Origin of the sequence: Bradyrhizobium sp. LjRoot220 (genome assembly GCF_964252915.1) — a bacterium.
Taxonomy (GTDB): Bacteria; Pseudomonadota; Alphaproteobacteria; order Rhizobiales; family Xanthobacteraceae; genus Bradyrhizobium.
Genome location: NZ_CAXUPS020000013.1, coordinates 71,766 through 96,610, shown reverse-complemented (window position 1 = coordinate 96,610; position 24,845 = coordinate 71,766). Strand labels below are relative to the sequence as shown.

The window sequence follows — 24,845 nt, the reverse complement described above, 5'->3', positions numbered from 1 at the left end:
TGGGGTACCGCATCAGAATTTTTGGGTCGTGCAATGCTGCAGCACGCTCGTGGTTGTGGCGGCGCTTCTAGAAAGATTCTATAAGCCCGGAACTTGATGCAGCACACAACCGGCGGCCGCAAGCCGGTAAGCCAACCCCGCTTACGGTGTTTAGATACCCTTTGCCGGGTATAACTGAGAATTGGGATTTCCGCACATGACCTCGCTCGACAGCTTCAAATGCCGCAAGACCCTCAAGGTCGGTGGCAAGACCTACGTGTATTACAGCCTGCCCGCCGCCGAGAAGAACGGTCTGAAGGGAATTTCCAAGCTTCCCTATTCGATGAAGGTGCTGCTCGAAAACCTGCTGCGCTTCGAAGACGATCGCACGGTCAAGAAGGCCGACATCATCGCGGTGTCGAAATGGCTGAAGACGCGCAAGCTCGAGCATGAAATCTCGTTTCGCCCGGCACGCGTGCTGATGCAGGATTTCACCGGCGTGCCGGCAGTGGTCGATCTCGCCGCGATGCGCAATGCGATGCAGGCGCTCGGCGGCGACGCCGAAAAGATCAATCCGCTGGTACCCGTCGATCTCGTCATCGACCACAGCGTGATCGTGAACTTCTTCGGCGACAACAAGGCGTTCGGCAAGAACGTGGTCGAGGAATACAAGCAGAACCAGGAGCGCTACGAGTTCCTGAAGTGGGGCCAGAAGGCATTCACCAATTTCTCGGTGGTGCCGCCCGGCACCGGCATCTGTCACCAGGTCAATCTCGAATACCTCGCCCAGACGGTGTGGACCCGCAAGGAGAAGATGACGGTCGGCAGGAAGACCGGCACTTTCGAAGTCGCCTATCCTGACACGCTGGTCGGCACCGACTCGCACACCACGATGGTCAACGGCCTCGCGGTGCTTGGCTGGGGCGTCGGCGGCATCGAGGCGGAAGCTGCGATGCTCGGTCAGCCGCAGTCGATGCTGCTGCCTGAAGTGATCGGCTTCAAGCTCAAGGGTCAAATGAAGGAAGGCGTCACCGCCACCGACCTGGTGCTGACCGTGACGCAGATGCTGCGCAAGCAGGGCGTGGTCGGAAAGTTCGTCGAATTCTACGGCCCCGGCCTCGACTATCTGTCGGTCGCCGACAAGGCGACGATCGGCAACATGGCGCCGGAATATGGCGCGACCTGCGGCTTCTTCCCGGTCGATGCCGCAACCATCGATTATCTGAAAACCTCGGGCCGCAAGGCGGACCGTGTGAAACTGGTCGCGGCCTACGCCAAGGCGCAGGGCCTGTTCCGTACGGCCAAATCGGCCGATCCGGTATTCACGGCAACGCTGACGCTCGATCTTGCCGACGTCGTGCCCTCGATGGCCGGGCCGAAGCGCCCCGAAGGCCGCGTCGCACTGCCGGCGGTTGCCTCGGGCTTCTCCGCGGCGATGACCAGCGAATACAAGAAGGCGGCGGATGCCTCGCATCGCTACGCCGTCGAGAACCGCAATTTCGATCTCGGCCATGGCGATGTCGTGATCGCGGCGATCACCTCCTGCACCAACACGTCTAACCCGAGCGTGCTGATCGGCGCAGGTTTGCTGGCCCGTAACGCCGCCGCCAAGGGCCTGAAGGCCAAGCCATGGGTCAAGACCTCGCTGGCGCCGGGCAGCCAGGTGGTCGCGGAGTATCTTTCCAATTCCGGTCTCCAGAAAGATCTCGACAAGGTTGGCTTCAACCTGGTCGGCTTCGGCTGCACCACCTGCATCGGCAATTCCGGCCCGCTGCCGGAAGAGATTTCGAAATCGATCAACGACAATGGCATCATCGGCGCTGCCGTGCTGTCGGGTAACCGCAACTTCGAGGGCCGCGTCTCGCCGGACGTGCAGGCGAATTATCTCGCTTCGCCGCCGCTGGTCGTTGCCTATGCGCTGGCGGGCACCGTGACCAAGGACCTTTCGGTCGAGCCGATCGGCGAAGGCAAGGACGGCAAGCCGGTGTACCTGAAGGACATCTGGCCAACGACCAAGGAAATCAACGCGTATATGAAGAAGTTCGTCACCGCGACGATCTTCAAGAAGCGTTATGCCGACGTGTTCAAGGGCGACACCAACTGGCGCAAGATCAAGACGGTCGAGAGCGAGACCTATCGCTGGAACATGAGCTCGACCTATGTGCAGAATCCGCCCTATTTCGAAGGCATGAAGAAAGAGCCGGAACCGATCGTCGACGTGGTCGATGCGCGGATTCTGGCGATGTTCGGCGACAAGATCACCACCGACCACATTTCCCCCGCGGGCGCGATCAAGCTGACCTCGCCGGCTGGAAAATTCCTCAGCGAGCATCAGGTGCGTCCGGCCGACTTCAACCAGTACGGCACGCGGCGCGGCAACCACGAGATCATGATGCGCGGCACCTTCGCCAACATCCGCATCAAGAACTTCATGCTGAAGGGCGCTGATGGAAATATCCCGGAAGGCGGCCTCACCAAGCATTGGCCCGACGGCGAGCAGATGTCGATTTACGACGCGGCGATGAAGTACCAGGCGGAGCAGGTGCCGTTGGTGGTGTTCGCCGGCGCCGAATACGGCAACGGCTCGTCGCGCGACTGGGCGGCAAAGGGCACCAGGCTGCTCGGCGTCCGCGCCGTGATCTGCCAGAGCTTCGAGCGCATCCATCGCTCCAACCTGGTCGGCATGGGCGTGCTGCCGCTCACCTTCGAGGACGACCAGTCCTGGACGTCGATCGGCCTGAAGGGCGACGAGAAGGTGACGATCCGCGGCCTGCAGGGCGATCTGAAGCCGCGCCAGAAGCTGACCGCGGAAATCGTGTCCGGCGACGGCTCGCTGCAGCGCGTTTCGCTGCTCTGCCGCATCGATACGCTCGACGAGCTCGACTACTACCGAAACGGCGGCATTCTGCACTATGTGCTGCGCAAACTCGCGGCCTAGAGCTTTTCCGGTTCTGATGTAATCAGAACCGGGCTCCAGCCCTTTGTTTGACGCGTTTTCCGTTGCACGCCCCGGAGCCCACTTCGCTTGAAACGCCATGAAACGCGGATTCGTGATCGGCGGCTCACTGCGAAGTGAGTAGCGACCGGGAAGAAGGCGGCCTATGAAAAGGCCCGCTTTCTTGCGTCTGGGGTGCGCTCTTAGGGATAGAATCATGCTCCGTACAAATACGGATGGAAATCCGCCGGGACCGATTCGCAGTATGACAGCGATGATGGCCCATAGTTCGATTTCGCGATGGTCGGGTGCGCTTGGCGTATGTGCCATCGTCGCGATTATACGTCCCGCTCATGCCGATCCGCGCGCGGTCGTCGAGCTGTTCACCTCGCAAGGCTGTTCGTCGTGCCCGCCGGCCGACGAGATCATTGGCGAGCTTGCCAAGGATCCCAACGTGATCGCGCTCAGCATGCCGATCGAATATTGGGATTACCTAGGCTGGAAGGATACGCTGGCGGACACGCGCTTCAGCGCGCGCCAGAAAGCCTATTCGCAAATGCGCGGCGATCGCGACGTCTACACGCCGCAGGTGATCGTCAACGGTTCGGCGAAGGTGATCGGGAGCGATCGTGCCGGGATCGACAGCGCAATCAACAACACGCAGAAGGCCCCCGGTGTGATGTCGGTGCCGGTGACGATGACGATGTCGGGCAAGCACATCAACGTGTCGGTGGCGGCGAGCGAAGCGCCGACTTCATCGCAGGGCGAAATCTGGATTTGCTCTGTCTCGAAGGCGGTGCCGATCTCGATCGGGCGCGGCGAAAACCGCGGCCGCCAGGTCACCTACTACAATGTGGTGCGCAACATCCTGAAGGTCGGGGACTGGAACGGCAATTCCGGCAGCTGGACCGTTCCCTTGGAAAGCATTTCCCGCGATGGTGTCGATGCCGCCGTCGTTTATGTCCAGGACGGCAACCGCGAGAAGCCCGGGCCCATGCTGGGCGCGGCCTACGCGCCGCTGCACTGAACTCGGATTTTTCGCGCGCCACCCGAGCTGTCGTCGCCCGACTTGCCGCCTTCGCTAAAGCTCCGGCGAGCCAACGAGGGAAGCCTTGGCGTAGCCGGGATCGGGCGATCCGGTACGCCGCCGATATATCTCGCCGCCGCGGCGTACTGGTCCCCCGCTTTCGCGGAGGACGACAGCGAAATTTGTGGCGCGCCTTGTGCGGATCCGGTGGCACGCTCCGGAATGACGAACGCGGCCCTCAAAAAGAAAAAGGACCAACTTTCGTTGGCCCAGTGTCGGGAGAAAGCTCCCCTGCGAACAGACCCGATCCCGACGGCCCCGGGGGGCTGGGGGCTGAGGAATCCGGAACCGAAAGGACCGGGTCAACGCAGGATTTCCTTGTCGCAAGCCAGCGGGGCGGGCGATGGGCGGAAGTGGGGCGGTAATATGATTCCGCTAACGTTCCCGTGACTCGGTATTTCCCGCGATATTGAACAGCCCGTGGCGGTTTTCCGTTGTAATTTCAAAGGTCCCCTTGCGATGTCCGGCGGTTAGCGCGATCATGTTGCGGAGGCATGATCCCGAAAAGTGGGACCGGTTATCGAAAAAAGATCATGCCCGCGATGACAGGAGGCGCTCGATGAGCTCGATGTCGGAGGACACTGATCCAAGTGCGAATCGCGCAGCGGCGCGCAGCGCTACCGCAAGCCCGCTGCCGAACAGCGTCACGTTTAATCGGCTGGAGCTCAATCGCATCCTCAACCTGTACGGCCGCATGGTCGCCGACGGCGAGTGGCGGGATTATGCGATCGACTTCCTGAAGGACCGTGCGGTGTTCTCGGTGTTCCGCCGCGCCTCTGAAGTCCCGATCTATCGCATCGAGAAGGATCCGCGGCTGGCGCGCAAGCAGGGCATGTACAGCGTGATCTCGGCGACCGGGCTGATTCTGCGCCGCGGCCACGAACTGGAGCGCGTGCTGCTGGTGATCGATCGCAAACTGGCGGTGGTTTAGCGCGGCTGGCCGGGCCGATCCTATCTTTGCATGGGGTTGTTTTCGCGATTTTGCGTCCGGGCTACGGAGCCGGCACCGTCGTCGCGCCTTCGCCAAGTGCCCGCTGCATCATCACCGTGTCGAGCCAGCGCCCGAATTTGAGCCCGACACTGGGGTGGGTTCCGATCATCTGGAAGCCGGTCTTGGTGTGGACGCCGATCGAGCCGGCATTGGCGGAGTCGCCTATGACGGCGATCATCTGCCGGTAGCCGCGCGCCTCGCATTCGCCGATCAGCCGCTGCAGCAGCAGCAGGCCGATGCCGCGGCGGTGGATCGCCGGCTGCAGATAAACCGAGTTCTCCACCGTGAAGCGATAGGCCGGCCGCGGCCGGTACGGGCCTGCATAGGCATATCCGATCACCCGGCCTTCAACCGCGGCGACGAAATAAGGGAAACCGCCGTCCATCAGCGCGCGGAACCGGCGGGTCATCTCGGTGAGATCGGGCGGGATCAGCTCGAATGTCGCGGTGCCATAGCGCACCGCGTGCTCGTAGATCTCGGTGACAAAGGGGAGGTCGGCCTCGGTGGCGGGCCTGATATCGGGTGCTGACATGAGGGCAGATTATTTTTGCCGGGCGCAAAAGAAAAGCCCCGGCCGCGAGGCCGGGGCTTCAATTCTTGGGCAGGCTGAAAGCGCTAGTCGCGCTGGCCGAGCAGCTGCAGCAGCAGCGTGAACAGGTTGATGAAGTTCAAATAGAGCGAAAGTGCGCCGGTAATCGCCGCCTTTTCCGCAATGTCACCGCCCTGCGAGGCATAGCCGTACATGTAGTCGTTCTTCAGCCGCTGGGTGTCATAGGCGGTGAGGCCCGCGAACACCAGCACGCCCACCACCGAGATGATGAACTGCAGCATCGAGCTTGCGAGGAAGAGGTTGACCAAGCTCGCGATGATGATGCCGATCAGGCCCATGAACAGGAACGACGCCATGCCGCTCATGTCACGTTTGGTGGTGTAGCCGTAGAGGCTGAGCGCGCCGAAGGTCGCCGCCGTGATGAAGAACACCCGCACGATCGAGGTGTGCGTGTAGATCAGGAAGATCGACGACAGCGAGACGCCCATCAGCGCCGCGAACGCCCAGAACAGCAATTGCGCCGTCGCCGGCCTCAGCCGGTTGATGCCAAACGAGATCGCGAACACCATGACCAGCGGTGCGAGGATAAACAGCCATTTCAGCGGGCTGACATACATCGCGTAGCCGAACGGCGTCAGGAACTGGGTGCCGATCTTGGCGACGCCAGCCGACTGATCAGGGGTCACCGCCGCCATATAGACACCGAGCGCCGCGAGGCCGGTGATGGCCAGGCCGATCGACATGTAGTTGTAGATGCGCAGCATGTAGGCGCGCAGACCGGCATCGACGGTCGCGGCGTCAACGCGCCCGGCGGCCCGGCCGAAAGGTGAAGCATAGTTACGGTCTAGGTCCGACATGGTCGAATTCCCGTTGGTTGCCCGGCGATGCGCAAGGGGTTTACGACGCCGGTTAGTTATCTAGCCCAGAAGCACAATTTGCTGACATTAATATGGCGTCATCAAACCGGCCTCCGTCCCAGGCTGGTATGTGGGAAACTAGCACACTCGCTGCAAGCTTCCACGCGCGGCTGAATGTCGCTCTCGTCAGCTATTTCCCAGCAAAAGCAGCGTTAACGCCGCCTTGCCGCCCGCTACAAATTGTCACAAATTTCGCAGCACGCTGGCCGGCTTCTGGTTCAGGGCCAGCAACGTGCCGGCGAGTCCGAGGCCGACCGTCACGATCAGGGCCGCGGCGACGACGCCGGCGGCGCTGCCGGCCTGCCAGATGAAGCTGAGCGTCATCAGCCGGGTCACGATCAGCCAAGCCGCGACCGAGCCTGCGATGACGCCGAACACCGCGGTGGCCAGGCCGATCATCAGATATTCCAGCGCGTAAGCGCCGAGCAGGCGGACGCGGGTTGCGCCCAGAGTCTTCAGGATCACCGCGTCGTAAACCCGGTGGCGATGGCCGGCGGCGAGCGCGCCGCCCAGCACCAGGATGGCCGAGATCAGCGTCACGGCGCTGGCGCCGCGAATCGCGAGCGTCAGATTGGTAATGACGGTGCCGATCGTGTCCAGCGCCTCGCGGACCCGTACGCTGGTCACCATCGGGAACGCGTCGGCGACCTGCTTGATGATCCGGGCGTCGCCGGCCGGATCCGGATGTGCCTCGGACAGGGTCGCGACATGGGTGTGCGGCGCGCCCTTGAAGGCGTTTGGCGAGAACACCAGCACGAAATTGATGCCGAGGCCCTGCCAGTCGACGTTGCGCAGATTGGCGATCTTCGCCGGGATGTCGCGGCCGAGCACGTTGACGACGATCTCGTCGCCGATCTTGAGCTTCAGTCCGTCGGCGATCTTCTTCTCGATCGAGACCAGCGGCGGCCCGCGATAGTCCGCGCTCCACCAATCGCCCTCGACGAGTTTCGAGCCCCGGGGGACGTCGGCGGTATAGGTCAGGCCGCGGTCGCTCTGCAGCACCCATTCGGTATCCTGCGACGGCTTGAGTTCGTCGGCCTTGACGCCGCGGGCCGCGACGATGCGCCCGCGCAGCATCGGCACATCCTCTACGGTCGACTGCGGCGCGGTTTGCTTGAGGAAGGCGCCGAAGCGGTCGGCCTCCGCTGTCGGGATGTCGATGAAATAGAACGAGGGCGCGCGGTCCGGCAGCGCCGCGAGGAACTGCCGGCGCAAATTGCCGTCGATCTGGGTAATGGTGACGAGGACGGCGAGACCGAGGCCAAGCGACATCACCACCGAGGGCGTCAGCGCTCCGGGCCGGTAGATGTTGGCAACCGCCAGCCGCAGCATGGTTATGTTCGATCGCGGCAGCCGGCGCGCCAGCGCCATCAGGCCGGCGGCGACGCCGCGCAGCAGCACGAACACCCCGACCGACGAGGCGACGAACACCGCCGCGATCCGCTTGTCGTAGGCAAGGCCGATCGCGACCGCGATCAGCAGCGCAATCACGATCGCCATCAAGGCGAGGTATCGCCAGCGCGGACGATGCCATTCGCGGGCGACTTCCTCGCGGAACAGGGCCGCGACCGGCACGTCGTGCACCCGTCCGAGCGGCCACAGCCCGAAGGCGAGCGCGGTCAGCAGGCCGTAGATAAAGGACAATGCGAGTTCATCGAGATGCAGCGCCGGGATCACCGGGAGCGGCAGCAGCTTGCCGAACAGACCGACGATGACGAACGGCAGCGCGGCGCCGGCGGCGAGCCCGATGATGGAGCCGATCCCGGCCAGCACGACCACCTGGGTCAGATAGATCGTGAAGACGTCACGGCCGGTGGCGCCCAGCGCCTTGAACGAGGCGATGACGTCGCGGCGGCGGTCGATATGGCTTTTGACGGCGTTGGCGACGCCGACACCGCCGACCAGAAGGGCGGCAAGGCCGACAAGGGTCAGGAACTGGGTGAAACGGCTGATGGTGCGCTCGAGCTGCGGCGAGGCATTGCCGCGGCTGCGGATCCACCAGCCGGCTTCCGGCAACGCGCTTCGCACGCTGTCGATCAGTTGGGTTGCCGCGCGCTCGTCGGCCGCATTATCAGGCAATTTTAACCGGTAGATCCAGCGCACCAGGCTGCCGGGCTGCAACAATCCGGTCGCGCGCAGACTGGTCTCGCTGACCAGAACGCGTGGGCCGAGTCCGACATTGCCGGCGAGCTTGTCCGGTTCGGCGCCGACCACGCTGCGGATCTGGTAGTTGGCGTTGCCGATGCTGATGCGGTCGCCAATCTTGAGGTCGAGCCGCGCCAGCAGCACGGAATCCACCGCCGCGCCGAATACGCCGTCGCGCTCGGCCAACAAGTCCGCAACCGGCATTTTGGGATCAAGCGTCAACTCCCCGAGCATCGGGTATTTGCCATCCACCGCCTTGAGTTCGACGAGCGCCAGTTTGCCGTCGCCGCTGCGGGCCATGACCCGCAAGGCGGCGGCGACCGAAACTTCGCCGCGGGCGCGCAGGAAAGCGATTTCTTCGGGCGTGGCTTCGCGCTGGATCAGCGAGAACGCGACGTCACCGCCCAACAAGGTGCGGCCCTCCCGGCTCAGGCCGTCGCTGAGGCTGGCCGCGACCGAGCCGACGCCGGCGATCGCCATCACGCCGAGTGCGATGCAGGCGATGAACACGTAAAAGCCGCGCAGGCCGCCGCGCATCTCGCGCAGCGCGTAACGCAGCGCCAATGATGACGCGCGGCTGCCGCCAGCGGCTTCAGTCGCCATGGTCATGAAGCGGTATGTCCGTCAATTCGGCCTGAGCGCAGCCGCACCACGCGGTCGCAGCGTTGCGCCAGCGATGTGTCGTGCGTCACCAGCACCAAGGTCATGCCGCGCTCGGAATGCTTGGTGAAGAGCAGGTCGACGATCTGCTTGCCGGTCACCTCATCGAGATTGCCGGTCGGCTCGTCCGCCACCAGGATGGCGGGATCCGGCGCCAGCGCCCGCGCCAGTGCGACGCGCTGCTGTTCGCCGCCGGAGAGTTGCGTTGGATAGTGATGCAGGCGATCGCCGAGACCGACGGACGTCAATTCCTGCGCGGCGCGTTTGGCCGCATCGGGATTGCCGGCAAGCTCCAGCGGCACTGCGACGTTTTCCAGCGCCGTCATGGTCGGGATCAGATGGAACGACTGGAACACGATGCCGACCTGGCGGCCGCGGAAGCGGGCAAGCGCGTCCTCGTCGAGGGCATTGAATGGCGTGCCTGACACCACCACCTCTCCGCTGTCGGGACGCTCCAGCCCCGCCATCACCATCAGCAAGGTGGATTTCCCCGAACCTGACGGTCCGATCAGGCCGATCGCTTCGCCCGGTGCCACACGAAGGCTGATATCTTTCAGGATATGAACGCGTGCCGCGCCCGTGCCGAGCGAGAGGTTGACGTTGGAAATGGAAATGGTGTCCGGCTCGAGGCCGGTCAGTGAAGAGGGTTCGATGAGACTGTCCATGGATCGGTCATATGGCACTTCCGCCGCCGGGGTCGAGGGCTGGATCGCTATGTTCGTGCACATACTCGTGTTGATTATGGCCTTGATGACGACACAGACGGTTTTTGCGCAAACGCCGGCCACTACCCCGGTAAAGCCGGTCAAGATGGTCGTGCTCGGCGATTCCCTGAGCGCCGGCTATGGCCTGGCGGCCACCGGGGCGTTCCCCGTCCGCCTGCAAAAGGCGTTGGAAGCCAAGGGCATAAAGGTCGATATGATCAATGCCGGGGTATCCGGCGACACCGCTTCGGGCGGCCGCGACCGGCTCGACTGGTCGGTGCCGGAGGGAACCGAGGCCGTGATCCTCGAACTCGGCGCCAATGATGCCCTGCGCGGCACCAGTCCCGATGTCACCCGCGCCGCGCTCGCCGATATCCTGACCCGGCTGAAAGCCCGCAAGATCGCCGTTCTGCTGTGCGGAATGCTGGCGCCGCCGAATTACGGCAGCGAGTACGCCGCCCGCTTCAACGCGATCTATCCCGAGCTTTCGAAATCTTTCGGCGTGCCGCTCTATCCTTTTTTCCTCGATGGCGTCGCGGCGGAGGCCAAGCTCAACCAGCCGGATGGCTTGCACCCGACCGCCGAGGGGATCGACATCATCGTGAAGAATGTTCTGCCCAGTGTGGAGGCATTTCTCGGCGCATTATCTGCGCAACGCAGCTGAAAATAGAGCAGTGAATAACCCTGCCGGATAATTTTCCCCGTAGCTTTCCGGTCTTCTGGCGCCGGCTGCTTCGCAGAGTCATATAACTCAGGTAGGAATTGGTAATCGGTGATTCGTCATCGGGTTTCAGCATCGGGAGTCCGCGCGATGCCGCGTTTGTTTGCTGGACTGGAAATTCCGGCCGAGATTGGCCAGACCCTTTCCCATTTGCGTGGCGGCCTTCCGGGCGCACGCTGGATCGATCCCGAAAATTATCACGTCACCTTGCGTTTCATCGGCGACATCGACGGCATGTCGGCGAATGAAATCGCGTCGATGTTGTTTCGGGTCAACCGCAAGCCGTTCGAGGTCAAGGTGCAGGGCCTGCAAAGTTTCGGCGGGCGCAAGCCGCGGGCGGTGGTGGCCGCTGTCGAGCCGAGCCGGCCGTTGATCGAATTGCAGGCCGAACTCGAGCGCATGATGCAGCGCATGGGGCTCGATCCCGAGGGACGCAAATTCACCCCCCATGTGACATTGGCCCGGCTGCACGACGCTTCAAGCCAGGATGTCGCCGACTATCTGTCGGTGCGCGGCTATTTCCCGAGCCGCACCTTCATGGCGTCGCGCTTCGTGCTGTTCTCGTCGCGCGCCTCGACGGGCGGCGGCCCCTATGTGGTCGAGGATTCCTACGCGCTGAGTGCATAGAAGCACCGGCAGCGCATACCCCCACCACCAATTCGCGGCTTGCAATTTTCGCACGCCTGGGGCCGTAAGGTGGGCCATGCTGTCGACCACACCACCCACTTCGTTCCGCGCCCATTATCAGTCCCTGGTCGCCTCCGGCGCGATCGAGGCCGATCCCGCGCAGGCGCTTGCCGCCGACGCGTTTTCGGCGCTGGAAGACCGGCTCTCGAGCTACAAGCCGCTGCGCAAGCAAAGCCTGCTCGGGCGGCTGTTCGCCGACAAGGACGAGCCGCCGCCGCGCGGGCTCTACGTTCACGGCGAAGTCGGCCGCGGCAAGACCATGCTGATGGATCTTTTTTTCCAGCAGAGCGCCATCGAGCACAAGCGCCGCGCGCATTTCCATGAATTCATGGCCGAGGTGCATGAACGGATCTATGGCCACCGGCAGGACATCGCGCGCGGCGAGATTGCCGATGGCGATGTGATCGCGCTGACCGCGCATGCGATCTTCGATCAGGCCTGGCTATTGTGCTTCGACGAATTCCACGTCACCGATATTGCCGATGCCATGATCCTGGGCCGACTGTTCACAAAACTGTTCGAACTCGGCACCGTGGTGGTGGCGACCTCCAACGTGGCGCCCAACGACCTCTACAAAGGCGGCCTGAACCGCGCGCTGTTTTTGCCTTTCATCGCGCAGATCGCCGATCACATGGACGTGTTGCGGCTCGACGCCCGCACGGATTTCCGGCTGGAAAAACTCGCCGGCGTGAAGATGTGGCTGGTGCCGGCGGATGATGCCGCCGGCGACGCGCTCGACAAGGCCTGGCGCAAGATGACCGGCAATGCGCCCTGCAAGGCGCGCGATATCGCAATCAAGGGCCGTATCCTGCGCGTGCCCTGTTCGTCGCATGGCGTCGCCCGCTTTTCGTTCGCCGAACTCTGCGAGCAGCCGCTGGCCGCATCCGATTACCTGCGGCTGGCGCACGACTATCACACCATCCTCGTCGACCGCATTCCCGTGATGGACTATGCCGAGCGTAATGCCGCCAAGCGCTTCATCTCGCTGATCGATACGCTCTATGACAATGCCGTGAAGCTGATGGCGTCGGCGGACGCTGATCCGGTGTCGCTGTACCTGGCAACCGATGGCGTTGAGGCCAACGAATTCAAGCGGACTTCATCGCGGCTGATCGAAATGAGCTCGGAATCCTATCTGGCGCTCCCGCACGGGCGCAAGGATTCGGCGGCCAGCGGCTCCAGTACCGGGTTGGTGGAGACGTAGATCGTCATTCCGGGATGCGCCACTTGGCGCAGGCCCGGAATCCATAGCCACGATCGGGAGTATGGATTCCGGGCTCGCGCTACGGACGCCCCGGAATGACGGCATTGGATACCTCCCTGATCGAAATCAAGGCAGGTCCGGGGCGAGGCCTACAATTGGGCACGCCGCGACTTGAACCTATCATTCGAAAGGGATAACCAGCCTCCCAGTTCACTTTCCACCCTCCTCTACGTCTCAGAAGGACAAATTTCCCATGGCGCGCGACAAGATTGCTTTGATTGGCTCCGGTCAGATCGGCGGAACGCTGGCTCACCTCATTGGCCTGAAGGAGCTCGGCGACGTCGTCATGTTCGACATCGCCGAGGGCGTTCCGCAGGGCAAGGCGCTCGACATTGCGCAGTCGTCGCCGGTCGACGGTTTCGACGCGCATTTCACCGGCGCCAACTCCTATGAGGCGCTCGACAATGCCAAGGTCTGCATCGTCACCGCCGGCGTGCCGCGCAAGCCCGGCATGAGTCGCGACGATCTCCTGAGCATCAATCTCAAGGTCATGGAGCAGGTCGGCGCCGGCATCAAGAAGTATGCCCCCGACGCCTTCGTCATCTGCATCACCAATCCGCTGGATGCGATGGTATGGGCGCTGCAGAAGGCCTCCGGCATGCCGCACAAGAAGGTCGTCGGCATGGCCGGCGTGCTGGACTCCTCGCGCTTCCGCTATTTCCTCGCCGATGAATTCAACGTTTCGATCGAAGACGTCACCGCCTTCGTGCTTGGCGGCCACGGCGACACCATGGTGCCGCTGACGCGTTACTCCACCGTGGCAGGCATTCCGCTGCCCGATCTCGTCAAGATGGGCTGGACCTCGCAGGCGCGGATCGACGAGATCGTCGATCGCACCCGCAATGGCGGCGCCGAGATCGTCAACCTGCTGAAGACCGGCTCTGCCTTCTACGCCCCGGCGGCTTCCGCCATCGCGATGGCCGAGAGCTATCTGAAGGACAAGAAGCGCGTGCTGCCCTGCGCCGCCTATCTCAACGGCGAATATGGCGTGAAGGACATGTATGTCGGCGTGCCCGTCGTGATCGGTTCCAAGGGCGTCGAGCGCATCGTCGAGATCGAACTGGCCGGCAAGGACCGCGAAGCCTTCGACAAGTCGGTCGGCGCCGTGCAGGGCCTGGTCGACGCCTGCAAGAAAATCGCGCCGGATCTGCTAGGACATTGATCGATTTCGGCTATTCGCCGGATTCGCGTCAGATTTGCAGTTTTGTTGGTATATGGTATACCAATAAAAAATTCGGCAAGAGATCGCCAGGAAATCGCGGTGAGTTTCGAACCCACCGCACCAGGCTTTGGGGAGCGTCCAGATGAATATCCATGAATACCAGGCCAAGGCGTTGCTGCATGAATTCGGAGTGCCGATTTCACGCGGCGTGCCTGTCTTGAAGGCCTCGGATTCGGAAGCGGCGGCCACGGCGCTCCCCGGGCCGATCTGGGTGGTGAAAAGCCAGATCCACGCCGGCGGCCGCGGCAAGGGCAAGTTCAAGGAAGCTTCCGCCGGCGACAAGGGCGGCGTGCGCATCGCCAAGTCGGTCGCCGAGGTCAACGAGTTCGCCAGGCAGATGCTGGGCGCCACCCTGGTCACGATCCAGACCGGGGCGCACGGCAAGCAGGTCAACCGCCTCTACATCGAGGAAGGCTCCGACATCGACAAGGAGTTCTATCTCTCGATCCTGGTCGATCGCGAGACTAGCGAAGTCTCGTTCGTGGTGTCGACCGAAGGCGGCGTCAACATCGAGGACGTCGCGCACAACACGCCCGAGAAGATCATCACGTTTTCGGTCGATCCGGCCACCGGCATCATGGGCCATCACGGCCGCACGGTGGCGAAGGCGCTGAAGCTGACCGGCGATCTGGCCAAGCAGGCCGAGAAGCTGGTCGCGCAACTCTACACCGCCTTCATCGCCAAGGACATGGCGATGCTGGAGATCAATCCGCTGGTCGTCACCAGGCAGGGCGATCTGCGCGTGCTCGACGCCAAGGTGGCGTTCGACGACAACGCGATGTACCGCCACCCCGAAGTCGCCGCCCTGCGCGACGAGACCGAGGAGGACGCCAAGGAAATCGAGGCGTCGAAACACGATCTCAATTACGTCACGCTCGACGGCACCATCGGCTGCATGGTCAATGGCGCCGGTCTCGCCATGGCGACGATGGACATCATCAAGCTCTACGGCATGGAGCCCGCCAACTTCCTCGACGTCGGCGGCGGCGCCAGCAAGGAAAAGGTTGCGGCCGCCTTCAAGATCATCACCGCCGATCCGAACGTGAAGGGCATCCTGGTCAACATCTTCGGCGGCATCATGAAATGCGACATCATCGCCGAGGGCGTGGTCGCCGCCGTCAAGGAAGTCGGCCTGAAAGTGCCGCTGGTGGTTCGCCTCGAAGGCACCAATGTCGACGCCGGCAAGAAGATCATCCGCGAATCCGGCCTCAACGTGCTGCCCGCCGATAATCTCGACGACGCCGCGCAGAAAATCGTGAATGCCGTCAAGGGAGGCTAGCGATGGCTGACCGTCTCACCGCACCGACCGCACTGGAGGAACACCGCAAGCTCGCCGTGTTTGCCGGCGAGTGGAGCGGCGAAGAGATGGTCTATCCCTCGCGCTGGAACGCGGGCGGGCCGGCCACCGCGCACGTCAAGGCCCGCATGGATCTCAACGGTTTCTATCTGATCCAGGACGCGGTGCAGATGCGCAACGGCGCGCAGACCTTCGCCACCCACGGCGTGTTCACCTACGACCGCGAGGACCGGCACTACAAATTGTTCTGGCACGATTCGCTTGGCTACTACTCGCCGGCGCCGGCCTCCGGCGGCTGGACCGGCAAGACGCTGATCCTGGTGCGCGGCTCGCTCCGCGGCAACGCGCGCCACGTCTATGAAGTCGTCGACGACAACAACTACACCATGAAAATCCAGTTCTCGCCCGATGCCGAAGGATGGGCCGACGTGCTCACCGGCACGTATCGGCGAATCCACTGATCCCGTTTCCGATCACCCAGGGAAGTAACATCCACCATGTCCGTTCTGATCGATAAAAACACCAAAGTCATCTGCCAGGGTTTTACCGGCAAGAACGGCACGTTCCATTCCGAAGCCGCGATCGCGTATGGCACCAAGATGGTCGGCGGCACCTCGCCGGGCAAAGGCGGTGCGACGCATCTCGGTCTGCCGGTGTTCGACACTGTTGGCGAAGCACGTGAGAAGACCGGAGCGGACGCGAGCGTCATCTACGTGCCGCCGCCGGGGGCGGCGGACGCGATCTGCGAAGCGATCGCTGCGGAGATCCCGCTGATCGTCTGCATCACCGAAGGCATTCCGGTGCTCGACATGGTCCGCGTCAAGCGCTCGCTGTCGGGGTCGAAGTCGCGCCTGATCGGACCCAATTGCCCCGGCGTCATGACCGCGGGTGAATGCAAAATCGGCATCATGCCGGCCAACATCTTCAAGCCCGGCAATGTCGGCATCGTGTCGCGCTCGGGCACGCTGACCTATGAAGCCGTGTTCCAGACCACCCAGGAGGGCCTCGGCCAGACCACGGCCGTGGGCATCGGCGGCGACCCGGTCAAGGGCACCGAATTCATCGACGTACTTGAAATGTTCCTGGCCGACGAGAAGACTACGTCGATCATCATGATTGGCGAAATCGGCGGTTCCGCCGAGGAAGACGCCGCCCAGTTCATCAAGGACGAGGCCAAGCGCGGCCGCAAGAAGCCGATGGTTGGCTTCATCGCCGGCGTCACCGCCCCTCCCGGCCGCCGCATGGGCCATGCCGGCGCCATCATCTCCGGCGGCAAAGGCGACGCCGGTTCCAAGACCGCCGCGATGGAATCGGCCGGAATCACGGTCTCTCCGTCGCCGGCGCGGCTCGGACACACCCTTGCCGAAAAATTGAAGTCCTAATTCAGTTCTTGGTCCTTTTGGGCAGGAAATCTCGCGCTAAATAGGGTAAGGGTGCTTTACCTCGCTGGTCCGGCCTCCGGACCGGCCAAAGCGCCGTTTTCCACGCGCGAAGCCAAAATTACCAGGACGCCATCATGTCTCGCCAGGACGCGAATGCCGCATTTGCTCTCTCCTCTTTTTTGCAGGGCACCAACGCCACCTACATCGACGATCTCTATGCCCGCTACGAGCAGGACTCGGCTTCGGTCGATCCCGACTGGCAGGAATTCTTCAAAAGCCTGAAAGACACCCCGGGCGACGTCCGGAAGAACGCCGACGGCCCCTCCTGGGGTCGCGACAACTGGCCGGTGACGCCACGCGACGACCTGACCTCGGCGCTGGATGGCAACTGGGCGCAGGTCGAGAAGGCCGTGGGCGCCAAGCTGGCCGCCAAGGCCGAGTCCAAAGCCTTTGCCAAGGGCGCCGAAGCGTCGCCGGCCGACGTCAACCAGGCGACACGCGATTCGGTTCGCGCCCTGATGCTGATCCGGGCCTACCGCATGCGCGGCCACTTCCACGCCAAGCTCGATCCGCTCGGCATCGAGGCCCAGCGCGACCGCGAAGAACTCGATCCGCGCAGCTACGGGTTTGCCGAGGCCGATTTCGACCGCAGGATCTTCCTCGATCACGTGCTCAGCCTCGAATACGGCACGCTTCGCGAAATCGTCGCGATCTGCGAGCGCACCTACTGCCAGACGGTCGGTGTCGAGTTCATGCACATCACCAACGCGGCGCAGAAGGCCTGGATCCAGGAGCGCATCGAAGGCCCGGACAAGGAAATCAGCTTCACCCCCGAAGGCCGGCGCGCGATCCTCAACAAGCTGATCGAAGCCGAAGGCTTTGAGAAATTCTGCGACATCAAATTCACCGGCACCAAGCGCTTCGGCCTCGACGGCGCTGAATCGCTGATTCCGGCGCTGGAGCAGATCATCAAGCGCGGCGGCAATCTTGGCGTAAAGGAAATCGTGCTCGGCATGCCGCATCGCGGCCGCCTCAACGTGCTGACCCAGGTGATGGGCAAGCCGCACCGTGCGCTGTTCCATGAATTCAAGGGCGGCTCCGCCAATCCCGACGCGGTCGAGGGCTCCGGCGACGTCAAATATCATCTCGGCGCCTCGTCGGACCGCGAATTCGACAACAACAGGATCCATCTGTCGCTCACCGCCAACCCGTCGCATCTGGAAATCGTCGATCCGGTCGTGCTCGGCAAGGTGCGCGCCAAGCAGGACCAGCATGGCGATCCGCCGGACATGCGCATTTCGGTGCTGCCGGTGCTGATGCATGGCGACGCCGCCTTCGCCGGCCAGGGCGTGGTGGCCGAATGCTTCGGCCTGTCCGACCTGAAGGGCTACCGCACCGGCGGTTCGCTGCACTTCATCGTCAACAACCAGATCGGCTTCACCACCTATCCGCGCTACTCGCGGTCCTCGCCCTATCCGTCCGATGTGGCGAAGATGATCGACGCGCCGATCTTCCATGTGAACGGCGACGATCCGGAAGCCGTGGTGTTCGCGGCCAAGGTCGCGATCGAGTTCCGGCAGAAGTTCCACAAGCCCGTCGTGATCGACATGTTCTGCTACCGCAGGCATGGCCATAACGAAGGCGACGAGCCGATGTTCACCCAGCCGGTGATGTACAAGAAGATCGCGACGCATCCCGGCACGGTCGAGCTTTATTCCAAGCGGCTGATTGCCGACGGCGTCTTGACCGAGGGCGAGGTCGAAAAGGCCAAGGCCGACTGGCGCGCCCGCCTCGATGCCGAGCTCGAAGCCGGTTCGGGCTACAAGCCCAACAAGGCCGACTGGCTCGACGGCAAATGGGCCGGCTTCAAGTCCGCTGACCAGGAAGAAGACGCCCGCCGCGGCATCACCGGCGTCGATACCGCGATCCTCAAGGATATCGGCCGCAAGATCACCAAGGTGCCGGATGGCTTCCGCGTTCACCGCACCATCCAGCGCTTCCTGGAAAATCGGGCGAAGGCGATCGACAACGGCGTCGGCATCGACTGGGCGACCGGCGAGGCGCTGGCGTTCTGCACGCTGATGCAGGAAGGCCGGCACGTCCGCCTGTCGGGGCAGGACAGCGAGCGCGGCACCTTCTCGCAGCGCCATTCGGTGCTGATCGACCAGGAGGACGAGAGCCGCTACACGCCGTTCAATCACCTTGGTCCCGATCAGGGCCATTACGAGGTGATCAACTCGCTGCTGTCGGAAGAGGCGGTGCTCGGCTTCGAGTACGGCTATTCGCTGGCCGAGCCGAATGCGCTGGCGATGTGGGAAGCCCAGTTCGGCGACTTCGCCAACGGCGCGCAGGTGCTGTTCGACCAGTTCATCTCCTCGGGCGAGCGCAAATGGCTGCGCATGTCCGGTCTGGTCTGCCTGCTGCCGCATGGTTACGAAGGGCAGGGCCCGGAACACTCTTCGGCGCGTCTCGAACGCTTTCTGCAGATGTGCGCCGAGGACAACATGCAGGTGGTCTACCCGACCACGCCGGCGAATTACTTCCACGTGCTGCGGCGCCAGCTGCATCGCGAGATCCGTAAACCCCTGATCCTGATGACGCCGAAATCGCTGCTGCGCCACAAGCGGGCGGTGTCGCGGCTCGACGAACTCGGCAAGGACGCCACGTTCCACCGCATCCTCTACGATGACGCGCAGATGCTGCCGGACGAGAAGATCAAGCTGGTGGGCGACGACAAGATCCGCCGCATCGTGCTGTGCTCGGGCAAGGTCTATTACGACCTCTACGAGGAGCGCGAGAAGCGCGGCATTGACGACATCTATCTGATGCGAGTCGAGCAGCTCTATCCGGTGCCGCTGAAGGCGCTGGTGCACGAGCTCGTCCGCTTCAAGAATGCGGAAGTCGTCTGGTGCCAGGAAGAGCCGCGCAACATGGGTGCCTGGCACTTCATCGAGCCCTATCTCGAATGGGTGCTGAACCAGATCCACGCGCCGAACAAGCGTCCGCGTTACGCCGGCCGCGCGGCGGCGGCGGCGACGGCCACCGGTTTGATGTCGAAACATCTGGCGCAGCTCAAGGCGCTGCTGGATGACGCGCTGAACTAGACCATCCTTCACCCGTCATGCCCCGCGAAGGCGGGGCATCCAGTACTCCGCGCCATCTCGTGAGCACGCCTGTCACGGAGTACTGGATCGTCCGCCCCAGTGCGCAATTGCGCACAAGGCGGACGATGACAGCCAGAACTTTTATGACCGTTTGGTTATTGAGGAAAAACACACCATGACTGACATTCGCGTTCCGACGCTCGGCGAGTCCGTGACGGAGGCCACCATCGGCCGCTGGTTCAAGAAGGCCGGCGACGCCGTGGCGGTGGACGAGCCTTTGGTGGAGCTCGAGACCGACAAGGTCACCATCGAAGTCCCGGCGCCCTCCGCGGGCGTGCTGGGCGAGATCGCCGCCAAGGATGGCGAAACCGTCGCCGTCGGCGCGCTGCTCGGCCAGATCAATGACGGCGCGGCGGGCGCCAGGCCGGCGGCCGCACCGCCCAAGGCGGCGGCTCCGGCCGCACCGCCGCCCGCTGCTGCCGCCGCACCCGCGGCGGCTCCGAAGGCTGCGCCTTCGGACGCGCCGCTGGCGCCGTCGGTGCGCAAACTCTCCGCCGAGAGCGGCATCAATGCCGCCACCGTGCCCGGCTCCGGCAAGGATGGCCGCGTTACCAAGGGCGACATGCTGGCTGCGATCGAGAAGGCCGCTTCGGCGCCGACCCCGGTCAATCAGCCCGCCGCCGCCGTGCAGGTGCGAGCACCTTCGCCCGCCGACGATGCCGCGCGCGAAGAGCGCGTGAAGATGACGCGGCTGCGCCAGACCATCGCGCGCCGGCTAAAGGACGTGCAGAACACCGCGGCGATGCTCACGACCTTCAACGAGGTCGATATGAGCCACATCATGGCGATGCGAACGCAGTACAAGGATGTGTTCGAGAAGAAGCACGGCACCAAACTCGGCTTCATGGGCTTCTTCACCAAGGCCTGCGTGCAGGCGCTGAAGGACATCCCGGCCGTCAACGCCGAGATCGACGGCACGGATCTGATCTACAAGAACTACTACCACGTCGGCGTCGCGGTCGGCACCGACAAGGGCCTGGTCGTGCCCGTGGTGCGCGACTGCGACCACAAGTCGATCTCCGACATCGAAAAGAGCATCGCCGATTTCGGCCGCCGCGCCCGCGACGGCCAGCTCAAGATCGACGAGATGCAGGGCGGCACCTTCACCATCACCAATGGCGGCATCTACGGTTCGCTGATGTCGACGCCGATCCTGAACGCGCCGCAGTCCGCCATTCTCGGCATGCACAAGATCCAGGAGCGCCCGATGGCGATCGGCGGCAAAATCGAAATCCGCCCGATGATGTATCTGGCGCTGTCCTACGATCACCGCGTGATCGACGGCAAGGAAGCGGTGACCTTCCTGGTCCGCGTCAAGGAGAGCCTGGAAGATCCGGCGCGGCTGGTGCTGGATCTCTGAAGTAGACCGCGTTCGGATGCCCGCTCCTCGGCGGGCATTTGGCGTGGGGTATTGAGCGCGTGGACGGATGGGGGCGGATTTGACGGACAAGGTTGTAATCATTACCGGCGGTAGCCGCGGCATCGGCCGCGCCACCGCGATTGCCGCCGCCGCGCGCGGCTTTCGGGTCGTCGTCGGTTACGCCAGTAACGAGGCGGCGGCGAAGCAAGTCGTCACCGAAATCGAGCGCAAGAACGGCAAGGCTGTCGCGGTGAAATGCGATGTCGGCAGCGAGACGGACATCCTGGCGCTGTTCAAGGCATCGGATGATTTCGGAACGCTGGGCGCGCTGGTCAACAACGCCGGCATCGTCGGACCCTCGGCGCGGGTCGAGGACATGTCGGCCGAGCGCATCCAGCGCATGATGGCGGTCAATGTCACCGGCAGCATTCTTTGCGCGCGCGAAGCGGTGAAGCGGATGTCGACCCGCAACGGCGGCGCCGGCGGCGTCATCGTCAATCTGTCCTCAGTCGCCGCCAAACTCGGCGCGCCCAATACCTATGTCGATTACGCGGCGTCGAAGGGCGCGGTCGACTCCTTCACGATCGGTCTTGGCCATGAAGTCGCCGGCGAAGGCATTCGCGTCGCCGCGATCCGGCCCGGACTGATCGATACCGAAATTCACGCGAGCGGCGGCGAACCCGACCGCGCGCACCGGCTGGCGCATATGGTCCCGATGCAGCGCGTCGGCACCGCGGAAGAAATCGCCAATGCCATCGTCTGGCTGATGTCGGACGACGCTTCGTACGTTACCAGCGCCATCCTCGATGTCTCGGGTGGTCGGTAATACCTGTCATAGAATTCAGTTACAGGACTTCAATCATGGCCACTTACGATCTCGTCGTCATCGGCACCGGTCCGGGCGGATATGTCTGCGCGGTGCGCGCCGCGCAACTCGGCATGAAGGTTGCCGTGGTCGAGAAGAACGCGACGCTGGGCGGCACCTGCCTCAATGTCGGCTGCATGCCGTCGAAGGCGCTGCTGCATGCGTCCGAGATGTTCGAGGAGGCCGGACACTCGTTTGCGAAGATGGGCGTCAGCGTTTCCACACCGAAGCTCGATTTGCCGGCGATGATGAATTTCAAGCAGCAGGGCATCGACGGCAACGTCAAGGGCGTCGAGTTCCTGATGAAGAAGAACAAGATCGACGTCATCAGCGGCACCGGCAAGATCCTCGGCACCGGCAAGGTCGAGGTATCAGGCAGCGACGGCAAGGCGCAGACGGTCGAGACCAAAAATATCGTGATCGCCACCGGCTCCGATATCGCGCGCCTGAAGGGCATCGAGATCGACGAGAAGCGGATCGTGTCGTCAACCGGGGCGCTGTCGCTCGACGCGGTGCCGTCGAGCCTCCTGATCGTCGGTGCCGGTGTGATCGGGCTCGAACTCGGTTCGGTGTGGCACCGGTTAGGTGCGAAAGTCACCGTGGTTGAGTTTCTCGACCGCATCCTGCCGGGCATGGACGGTGAAGTGGCAAAACAATTCCAGCGCATGCTCGAAAAGCAGGGCTTTGCGTTCAAGCTCGGTGCCAAGGTCACCGGCGTCGACACTTCGGGCAACAGGCTGTCGGCCAAGGTCGAGCCGGCCGCCGGCGGTGCGGCCGAAACCATCGAAGCCGATGTGGTGCTGGTCAGTATCGGCCGCGTGCCCTACACCGAGGGACTCGGTCTGAAAGAAGCGGGCATTGCGCTCGACAATCGCGGCTGTGTCCAGATCGACGCGCATTTCTCCACCAGCGTGAAGGGCGTCTATGCGATCGGCGACGTGGTGGCGGGTCCGATGCTCGCGCACAAGGCCGAAGACGAAGGCGTCGCGTGTGCCGAGATCATGGCGGGCAAGGCCGGGCATGTGAATTACGACGTCATCCCGGGCGTTGTGTATACCACGCCGGAAGTATCGGCCGTCGGCAAGACCGAGGAAGAGCTGAAGCAGGCGGGCGTGGCGTATACGTCGGGCAAATTCCCCTTCACCGCCAACGGCCGCTCCAAGGTCAACCAGACCACCGACGGCTTCGTGAAAATCCTCGCAGACGCGAAGACCGATCGCGTGCTCGGCGTGCACATCGTCGGCCGCGAAGCCGGCGAAATGATCCATGAAGCGGCGGTTCTGATGGAGTTTGGCGGTTCCGCCGAGGACCTGGCACGAACCTGCCACGCGCATCCGACCCGCTCGGAGGCCATCAAGGAAGCCGCGCTTGCGGTCGGCAAACGGGCGATCCATATGTGACCGATGCCCGGCACACGCCGGGTCGAGATGACAAGATGATGCGCCGCCTGCTCAAGCCGTTATGGGTCCTGCTTGCGATCATCTTTTTGATCGAAGCATGGCTGTGGGATCATCTCGAGCCGATCGTCGAGCGCCTCGTTGCGTGGATTCCGTTCCGCGCGTTCAAGCAATGGCTGTCCGCACGTGTCGATACGCTGTCGCCGGCAATGACATTGATCGTGTTCGCGGTGCCGGTGATTCCGCTGTTTCCGCTCAAACTGGCCGGGCTCTGGCTGCTCGCCAATCAGTATTGGGTCAGCGCGATCACCGTCATCGTGCTTGGAAAACTCGTCGGCGTCGGCGTCACCGCCTTCATCTTCGACGTGACGCGGCCGAAGCTGCTGCAGATGCCGTGGTTCAAGACGATTTATGAGTTCATCATGGCGTTGCGCGCCAGAGCGGCTGCATTGGTCGCGCCGGTCAAGCGCCGCATCGCCGAGATGCTGCGCGGCGACAGTGAGGGCGGATCAAGCCGGATGCTGCGACTGATCCAGCGCTATCGTAAACGCGTGCACGAAGCGCGGTAGCGCGGGATGAATTTAAGTTGAATCGGTGGGGCCGCAGACTCGCTGCACCTCTCCCGCTTGCGGGGTCGAGACGAGCGAAGCTCGCTCTTAGGTCGGCGCGAAGCGCCGGGTGGGGGCTCTCTCCACGTCGGGAGTGTCAATTGCGGAGACACCCCCACCCATAGCCGATGCTTTGCATCGGCGTTCTTAAACCAAAGGACGGCGGCCGTAGGCCGCCTACGCCTCCCCCGCAAGCGGGAGAGGGAGCGCACCTGCTTCGCGGCTCGCAATCAGACCTAAACTCACCAAGCCTTGAGAGCTGAAGCAAGCTACATCAAATGCACGGCATGCGGCGCGAACAGGCCGATCAACGTGAAGCCAACTCCGATCACGGCGAGCAGGGCGGAACCCCAGGCCAGCACGATCATGCCGGTGATGATGGTCGCCGATGCCAGCACGATGCCGATCTGGAACGCGGCCGAGGCGACTTCATAGTGATGGTACTTGGCCATCGCCTCGTCGCGTAAATGTTCGGCATGCTTTGCGCGTTTCGCGAGCTCCTCCGAGCCCTCGCCGGTCTCCGGCTCCGAGCGGTAACGCGCGGCGGTCTTGCCCCAATCCTCGATCTGCTTTTTCAGCGCCGCCTTGGCGGCATCGTCGCCCATCACGCCAAGGCTCAATTTGGCCTGGTCCGATGTCGCCTGAACCACGGTGCGGCGGATGCTCTTGGCCTGGAAGAACGCCCAGAGGTTCGAGGCCTCGACATTCTTGCTGATCGATTCGGTCTGGGCGCCCTTGCCCAGGGTCTCCGACAGCGCAAGAAACAGCGCAATGACGGCGATCAGCAATGCGATCCGCTTGTTGGAGCTGGAAGCGTGCTCGGCGTGCTCGGCATGCTCCATGCTTTCATGTGCGCCCATGATTCCCTCCCCGATGAACTGGCGTGACGGGATCAACGATTGACCGAACA

20 protein-coding genes are annotated in these 24,845 nt (G+C 63.2%); 15 read left to right on the top strand and 5 right to left on the bottom strand.

The genetic code is table 11. The features are described from left to right. The first annotated feature begins 196 nt into the window (after positions 1–196). The 3 genes from acnA to ACSQ84_RS33445 all read left to right on the top strand — a co-directional run bounded on the left by acnA (position 197) and on the right by ACSQ84_RS33445 (position 4,932). Complete coding sequence (gene acnA, locus ACSQ84_RS33455; protein ID WP_436216011.1) at positions 197–2,917, top strand: aconitate hydratase AcnA; 2,721 nt, start codon at positions 197–199, stop codon at positions 2,915–2,917. A 262-nt stretch (positions 2,918–3,179) separates the two neighbouring features. Next, positions 3,180–3,941: a DUF1223 domain-containing protein gene (locus ACSQ84_RS33450; RefSeq protein WP_436216010.1), complete on the top strand. Its 762-nt coding sequence runs from the start codon at positions 3,180–3,182 to the stop codon at positions 3,939–3,941. A 619-nt stretch (positions 3,942–4,560) separates the two neighbouring features. Continuing rightward, positions 4,561–4,932 (top strand): DUF2794 domain-containing protein, encoded by a 372-nt coding sequence (locus ACSQ84_RS33445; protein WP_436216009.1) that lies wholly within the window; start codon positions 4,561–4,563, stop codon positions 4,930–4,932. Between the two features lie 61 nt (positions 4,933–4,993). On the opposite strand, the gene ACSQ84_RS33440 is transcribed toward ACSQ84_RS33445, so the two are convergent. The 4 genes from ACSQ84_RS33440 to ACSQ84_RS33425 all read right to left on the bottom strand — a co-directional run bounded on the left by ACSQ84_RS33440 (position 4,994) and on the right by ACSQ84_RS33425 (position 9,929). Next, complete coding sequence (locus ACSQ84_RS33440; RefSeq protein WP_436216008.1) at positions 4,994–5,524, bottom strand: N-acetyltransferase family protein; 531 nt, start codon at positions 5,522–5,524, stop codon at positions 4,994–4,996. An 83-nt stretch (positions 5,525–5,607) separates the two neighbouring features. Then, a complete protein-coding gene (locus ACSQ84_RS33435; RefSeq protein WP_436216007.1) occupies positions 5,608–6,399 on the bottom strand; it encodes a Bax inhibitor-1/YccA family protein in 792 nt (263 codons plus the stop codon). 243 nt (positions 6,400–6,642) lie between these two features. Then, on the bottom strand, positions 6,643–9,213 hold the full coding sequence (locus tag ACSQ84_RS33430) for an ABC transporter permease (RefSeq protein WP_436216006.1): 2,571 nt from the start codon (positions 9,211–9,213) through the stop codon (positions 6,643–6,645). Next, positions 9,210–9,929, bottom strand: a complete 720-nt coding sequence (locus ACSQ84_RS33425; protein ID WP_436216005.1) for an ABC transporter ATP-binding protein — start codon at positions 9,927–9,929, stop codon at positions 9,210–9,212. The genes ACSQ84_RS33430 and ACSQ84_RS33425 overlap by 4 nt, the downstream gene beginning before the upstream one ends. Before the next feature lie 55 nt (positions 9,930–9,984). Between ACSQ84_RS33425 and ACSQ84_RS33420 the strand changes: the two genes are divergently transcribed. The 12 genes from ACSQ84_RS33420 to ACSQ84_RS33365 all read left to right on the top strand — a co-directional run bounded on the left by ACSQ84_RS33420 (position 9,985) and on the right by ACSQ84_RS33365 (position 23,896). Then, the gene (locus tag ACSQ84_RS33420) at positions 9,985–10,632 is read left to right on the top strand and encodes an arylesterase (protein ID WP_436216046.1); all 648 of its coding nucleotides are present in this window, start codon (positions 9,985–9,987) and stop codon (positions 10,630–10,632) included. A gap of 147 nt (positions 10,633–10,779) precedes the next feature. Then, entirely contained in the window at positions 10,780–11,316 is a 537-nt protein-coding gene (thpR, locus tag ACSQ84_RS33415; RefSeq protein ID WP_436216004.1) for an RNA 2',3'-cyclic phosphodiesterase, read from the top strand. Positions 11,317–11,392: 76 nt separating this feature from the next. After that, the gene (gene zapE, locus ACSQ84_RS33410; RefSeq protein ID WP_436216003.1) at positions 11,393–12,580 is read left to right on the top strand and encodes a cell division protein ZapE; all 1,188 of its coding nucleotides are present in this window, start codon (positions 11,393–11,395) and stop codon (positions 12,578–12,580) included. Between the two features lie 253 nt (positions 12,581–12,833). Next, positions 12,834–13,802, top strand: coding sequence for a malate dehydrogenase (gene mdh, locus ACSQ84_RS33405; protein WP_436216002.1), 969 nt, complete (start codon positions 12,834–12,836; stop codon positions 13,800–13,802). Positions 13,803–13,944: 142 nt separating this feature from the next. Then, positions 13,945–15,141 carry an ADP-forming succinate--CoA ligase subunit beta gene (gene sucC / locus ACSQ84_RS33400; RefSeq protein ID WP_436216001.1) on the top strand — a complete coding sequence of 399 codons (1,197 nt, stop codon included), beginning with the start codon at positions 13,945–13,947 and terminating at the stop codon, positions 15,139–15,141. 2 nt (positions 15,142–15,143) lie between these two features. After that, the gene (locus ACSQ84_RS33395) at positions 15,144–15,620 is read left to right on the top strand and encodes a DUF1579 family protein (RefSeq protein ID WP_436216000.1); all 477 of its coding nucleotides are present in this window, start codon (positions 15,144–15,146) and stop codon (positions 15,618–15,620) included. Between the two features lie 36 nt (positions 15,621–15,656). Beyond that, the gene (gene sucD, locus ACSQ84_RS33390) at positions 15,657–16,541 is read left to right on the top strand and encodes a succinate--CoA ligase subunit alpha (protein ID WP_436215999.1); all 885 of its coding nucleotides are present in this window, start codon (positions 15,657–15,659) and stop codon (positions 16,539–16,541) included. 134 nt (positions 16,542–16,675) lie between these two features. Then, complete coding sequence (locus ACSQ84_RS33385) at positions 16,676–19,645, top strand: 2-oxoglutarate dehydrogenase E1 component (protein WP_436215998.1); 2,970 nt, start codon at positions 16,676–16,678, stop codon at positions 19,643–19,645. 175 nt (positions 19,646–19,820) lie between these two features. After that, complete coding sequence (odhB, locus tag ACSQ84_RS33380) at positions 19,821–21,065, top strand: 2-oxoglutarate dehydrogenase complex dihydrolipoyllysine-residue succinyltransferase (protein ID WP_436215997.1); 1,245 nt, start codon at positions 19,821–19,823, stop codon at positions 21,063–21,065. A gap of 79 nt (positions 21,066–21,144) precedes the next feature. Beyond that, positions 21,145–21,891 (top strand): SDR family oxidoreductase, encoded by a 747-nt coding sequence (locus ACSQ84_RS33375; protein WP_436215996.1) that lies wholly within the window; start codon positions 21,145–21,147, stop codon positions 21,889–21,891. Positions 21,892–21,926: 35 nt separating this feature from the next. Continuing rightward, positions 21,927–23,330 carry a dihydrolipoyl dehydrogenase gene (lpdA, locus tag ACSQ84_RS33370; protein ID WP_436215995.1) on the top strand — a complete coding sequence of 468 codons (1,404 nt, stop codon included), beginning with the start codon at positions 21,927–21,929 and terminating at the stop codon, positions 23,328–23,330. A 35-nt stretch (positions 23,331–23,365) separates the two neighbouring features. Beyond that, positions 23,366–23,896 (top strand): hypothetical protein, encoded by a 531-nt coding sequence (locus tag ACSQ84_RS33365; protein WP_436215994.1) that lies wholly within the window; start codon positions 23,366–23,368, stop codon positions 23,894–23,896. A gap of 308 nt (positions 23,897–24,204) precedes the next feature. Here the strand turns inward: ACSQ84_RS33365 and ACSQ84_RS33360 are convergent, their stop codons facing one another. Beyond that, a complete protein-coding gene (locus ACSQ84_RS33360) occupies positions 24,205–24,795 on the bottom strand; it encodes a DUF4337 domain-containing protein (protein ID WP_436215993.1) in 591 nt (196 codons plus the stop codon). Positions 24,796–24,845 lie beyond the last annotated feature (50 nt).

Bases quoted from the DNA above. Each gene is read 5' to 3' on its own strand.
- acnA (WP_436216011.1), top strand. From the start codon at position 197: ATGACCTCGCTCGACAGCTTCAAATGCCGCAAGACCCTCAAGGTCGGT.
- ACSQ84_RS33450 (WP_436216010.1), top strand. From the start codon at position 3,180: ATGACAGCGATGATGGCCCATAGTTCGATTTCGCGATGGTCGGGTGCG.
- ACSQ84_RS33445 (WP_436216009.1), top strand. From the start codon at position 4,561: ATGAGCTCGATGTCGGAGGACACTGATCCAAGTGCGAATCGCGCAGCG.
- ACSQ84_RS33440 (WP_436216008.1), bottom strand. From the start codon at position 5,524: ATGTCAGCACCCGATATCAGGCCCGCCACCGAGGCCGACCTCCCCTTT.
- ACSQ84_RS33435 (WP_436216007.1), bottom strand. From the start codon at position 6,399: ATGTCGGACCTAGACCGTAACTATGCTTCACCTTTCGGCCGGGCCGCC.
- ACSQ84_RS33430 (WP_436216006.1), bottom strand. From the start codon at position 9,213: ATGACCATGGCGACTGAAGCCGCTGGCGGCAGCCGCGCGTCATCATTG.
- ACSQ84_RS33425 (WP_436216005.1), bottom strand. From the start codon at position 9,929: ATGGACAGTCTCATCGAACCCTCTTCACTGACCGGCCTCGAGCCGGAC.
- thpR (WP_436216004.1), top strand. From the start codon at position 10,780: ATGCCGCGTTTGTTTGCTGGACTGGAAATTCCGGCCGAGATTGGCCAG.
- zapE (WP_436216003.1), top strand. From the start codon at position 11,393: ATGCTGTCGACCACACCACCCACTTCGTTCCGCGCCCATTATCAGTCC.
- mdh (WP_436216002.1), top strand. From the start codon at position 12,834: ATGGCGCGCGACAAGATTGCTTTGATTGGCTCCGGTCAGATCGGCGGA.
- sucC (WP_436216001.1), top strand. From the start codon at position 13,945: ATGAATATCCATGAATACCAGGCCAAGGCGTTGCTGCATGAATTCGGA.
- ACSQ84_RS33395 (WP_436216000.1), top strand. From the start codon at position 15,144: ATGGCTGACCGTCTCACCGCACCGACCGCACTGGAGGAACACCGCAAG.
- sucD (WP_436215999.1), top strand. From the start codon at position 15,657: ATGTCCGTTCTGATCGATAAAAACACCAAAGTCATCTGCCAGGGTTTT.
- ACSQ84_RS33385 (WP_436215998.1), top strand. From the start codon at position 16,676: ATGTCTCGCCAGGACGCGAATGCCGCATTTGCTCTCTCCTCTTTTTTG.
- odhB (WP_436215997.1), top strand. From the start codon at position 19,821: ATGACTGACATTCGCGTTCCGACGCTCGGCGAGTCCGTGACGGAGGCC.
- lpdA (WP_436215995.1), top strand. From the start codon at position 21,927: ATGGCCACTTACGATCTCGTCGTCATCGGCACCGGTCCGGGCGGATAT.
- ACSQ84_RS33365 (WP_436215994.1), top strand. From the start codon at position 23,366: ATGATGCGCCGCCTGCTCAAGCCGTTATGGGTCCTGCTTGCGATCATC.
- ACSQ84_RS33360 (WP_436215993.1), bottom strand. From the start codon at position 24,795: ATGGGCGCACATGAAAGCATGGAGCATGCCGAGCACGCCGAGCACGCT.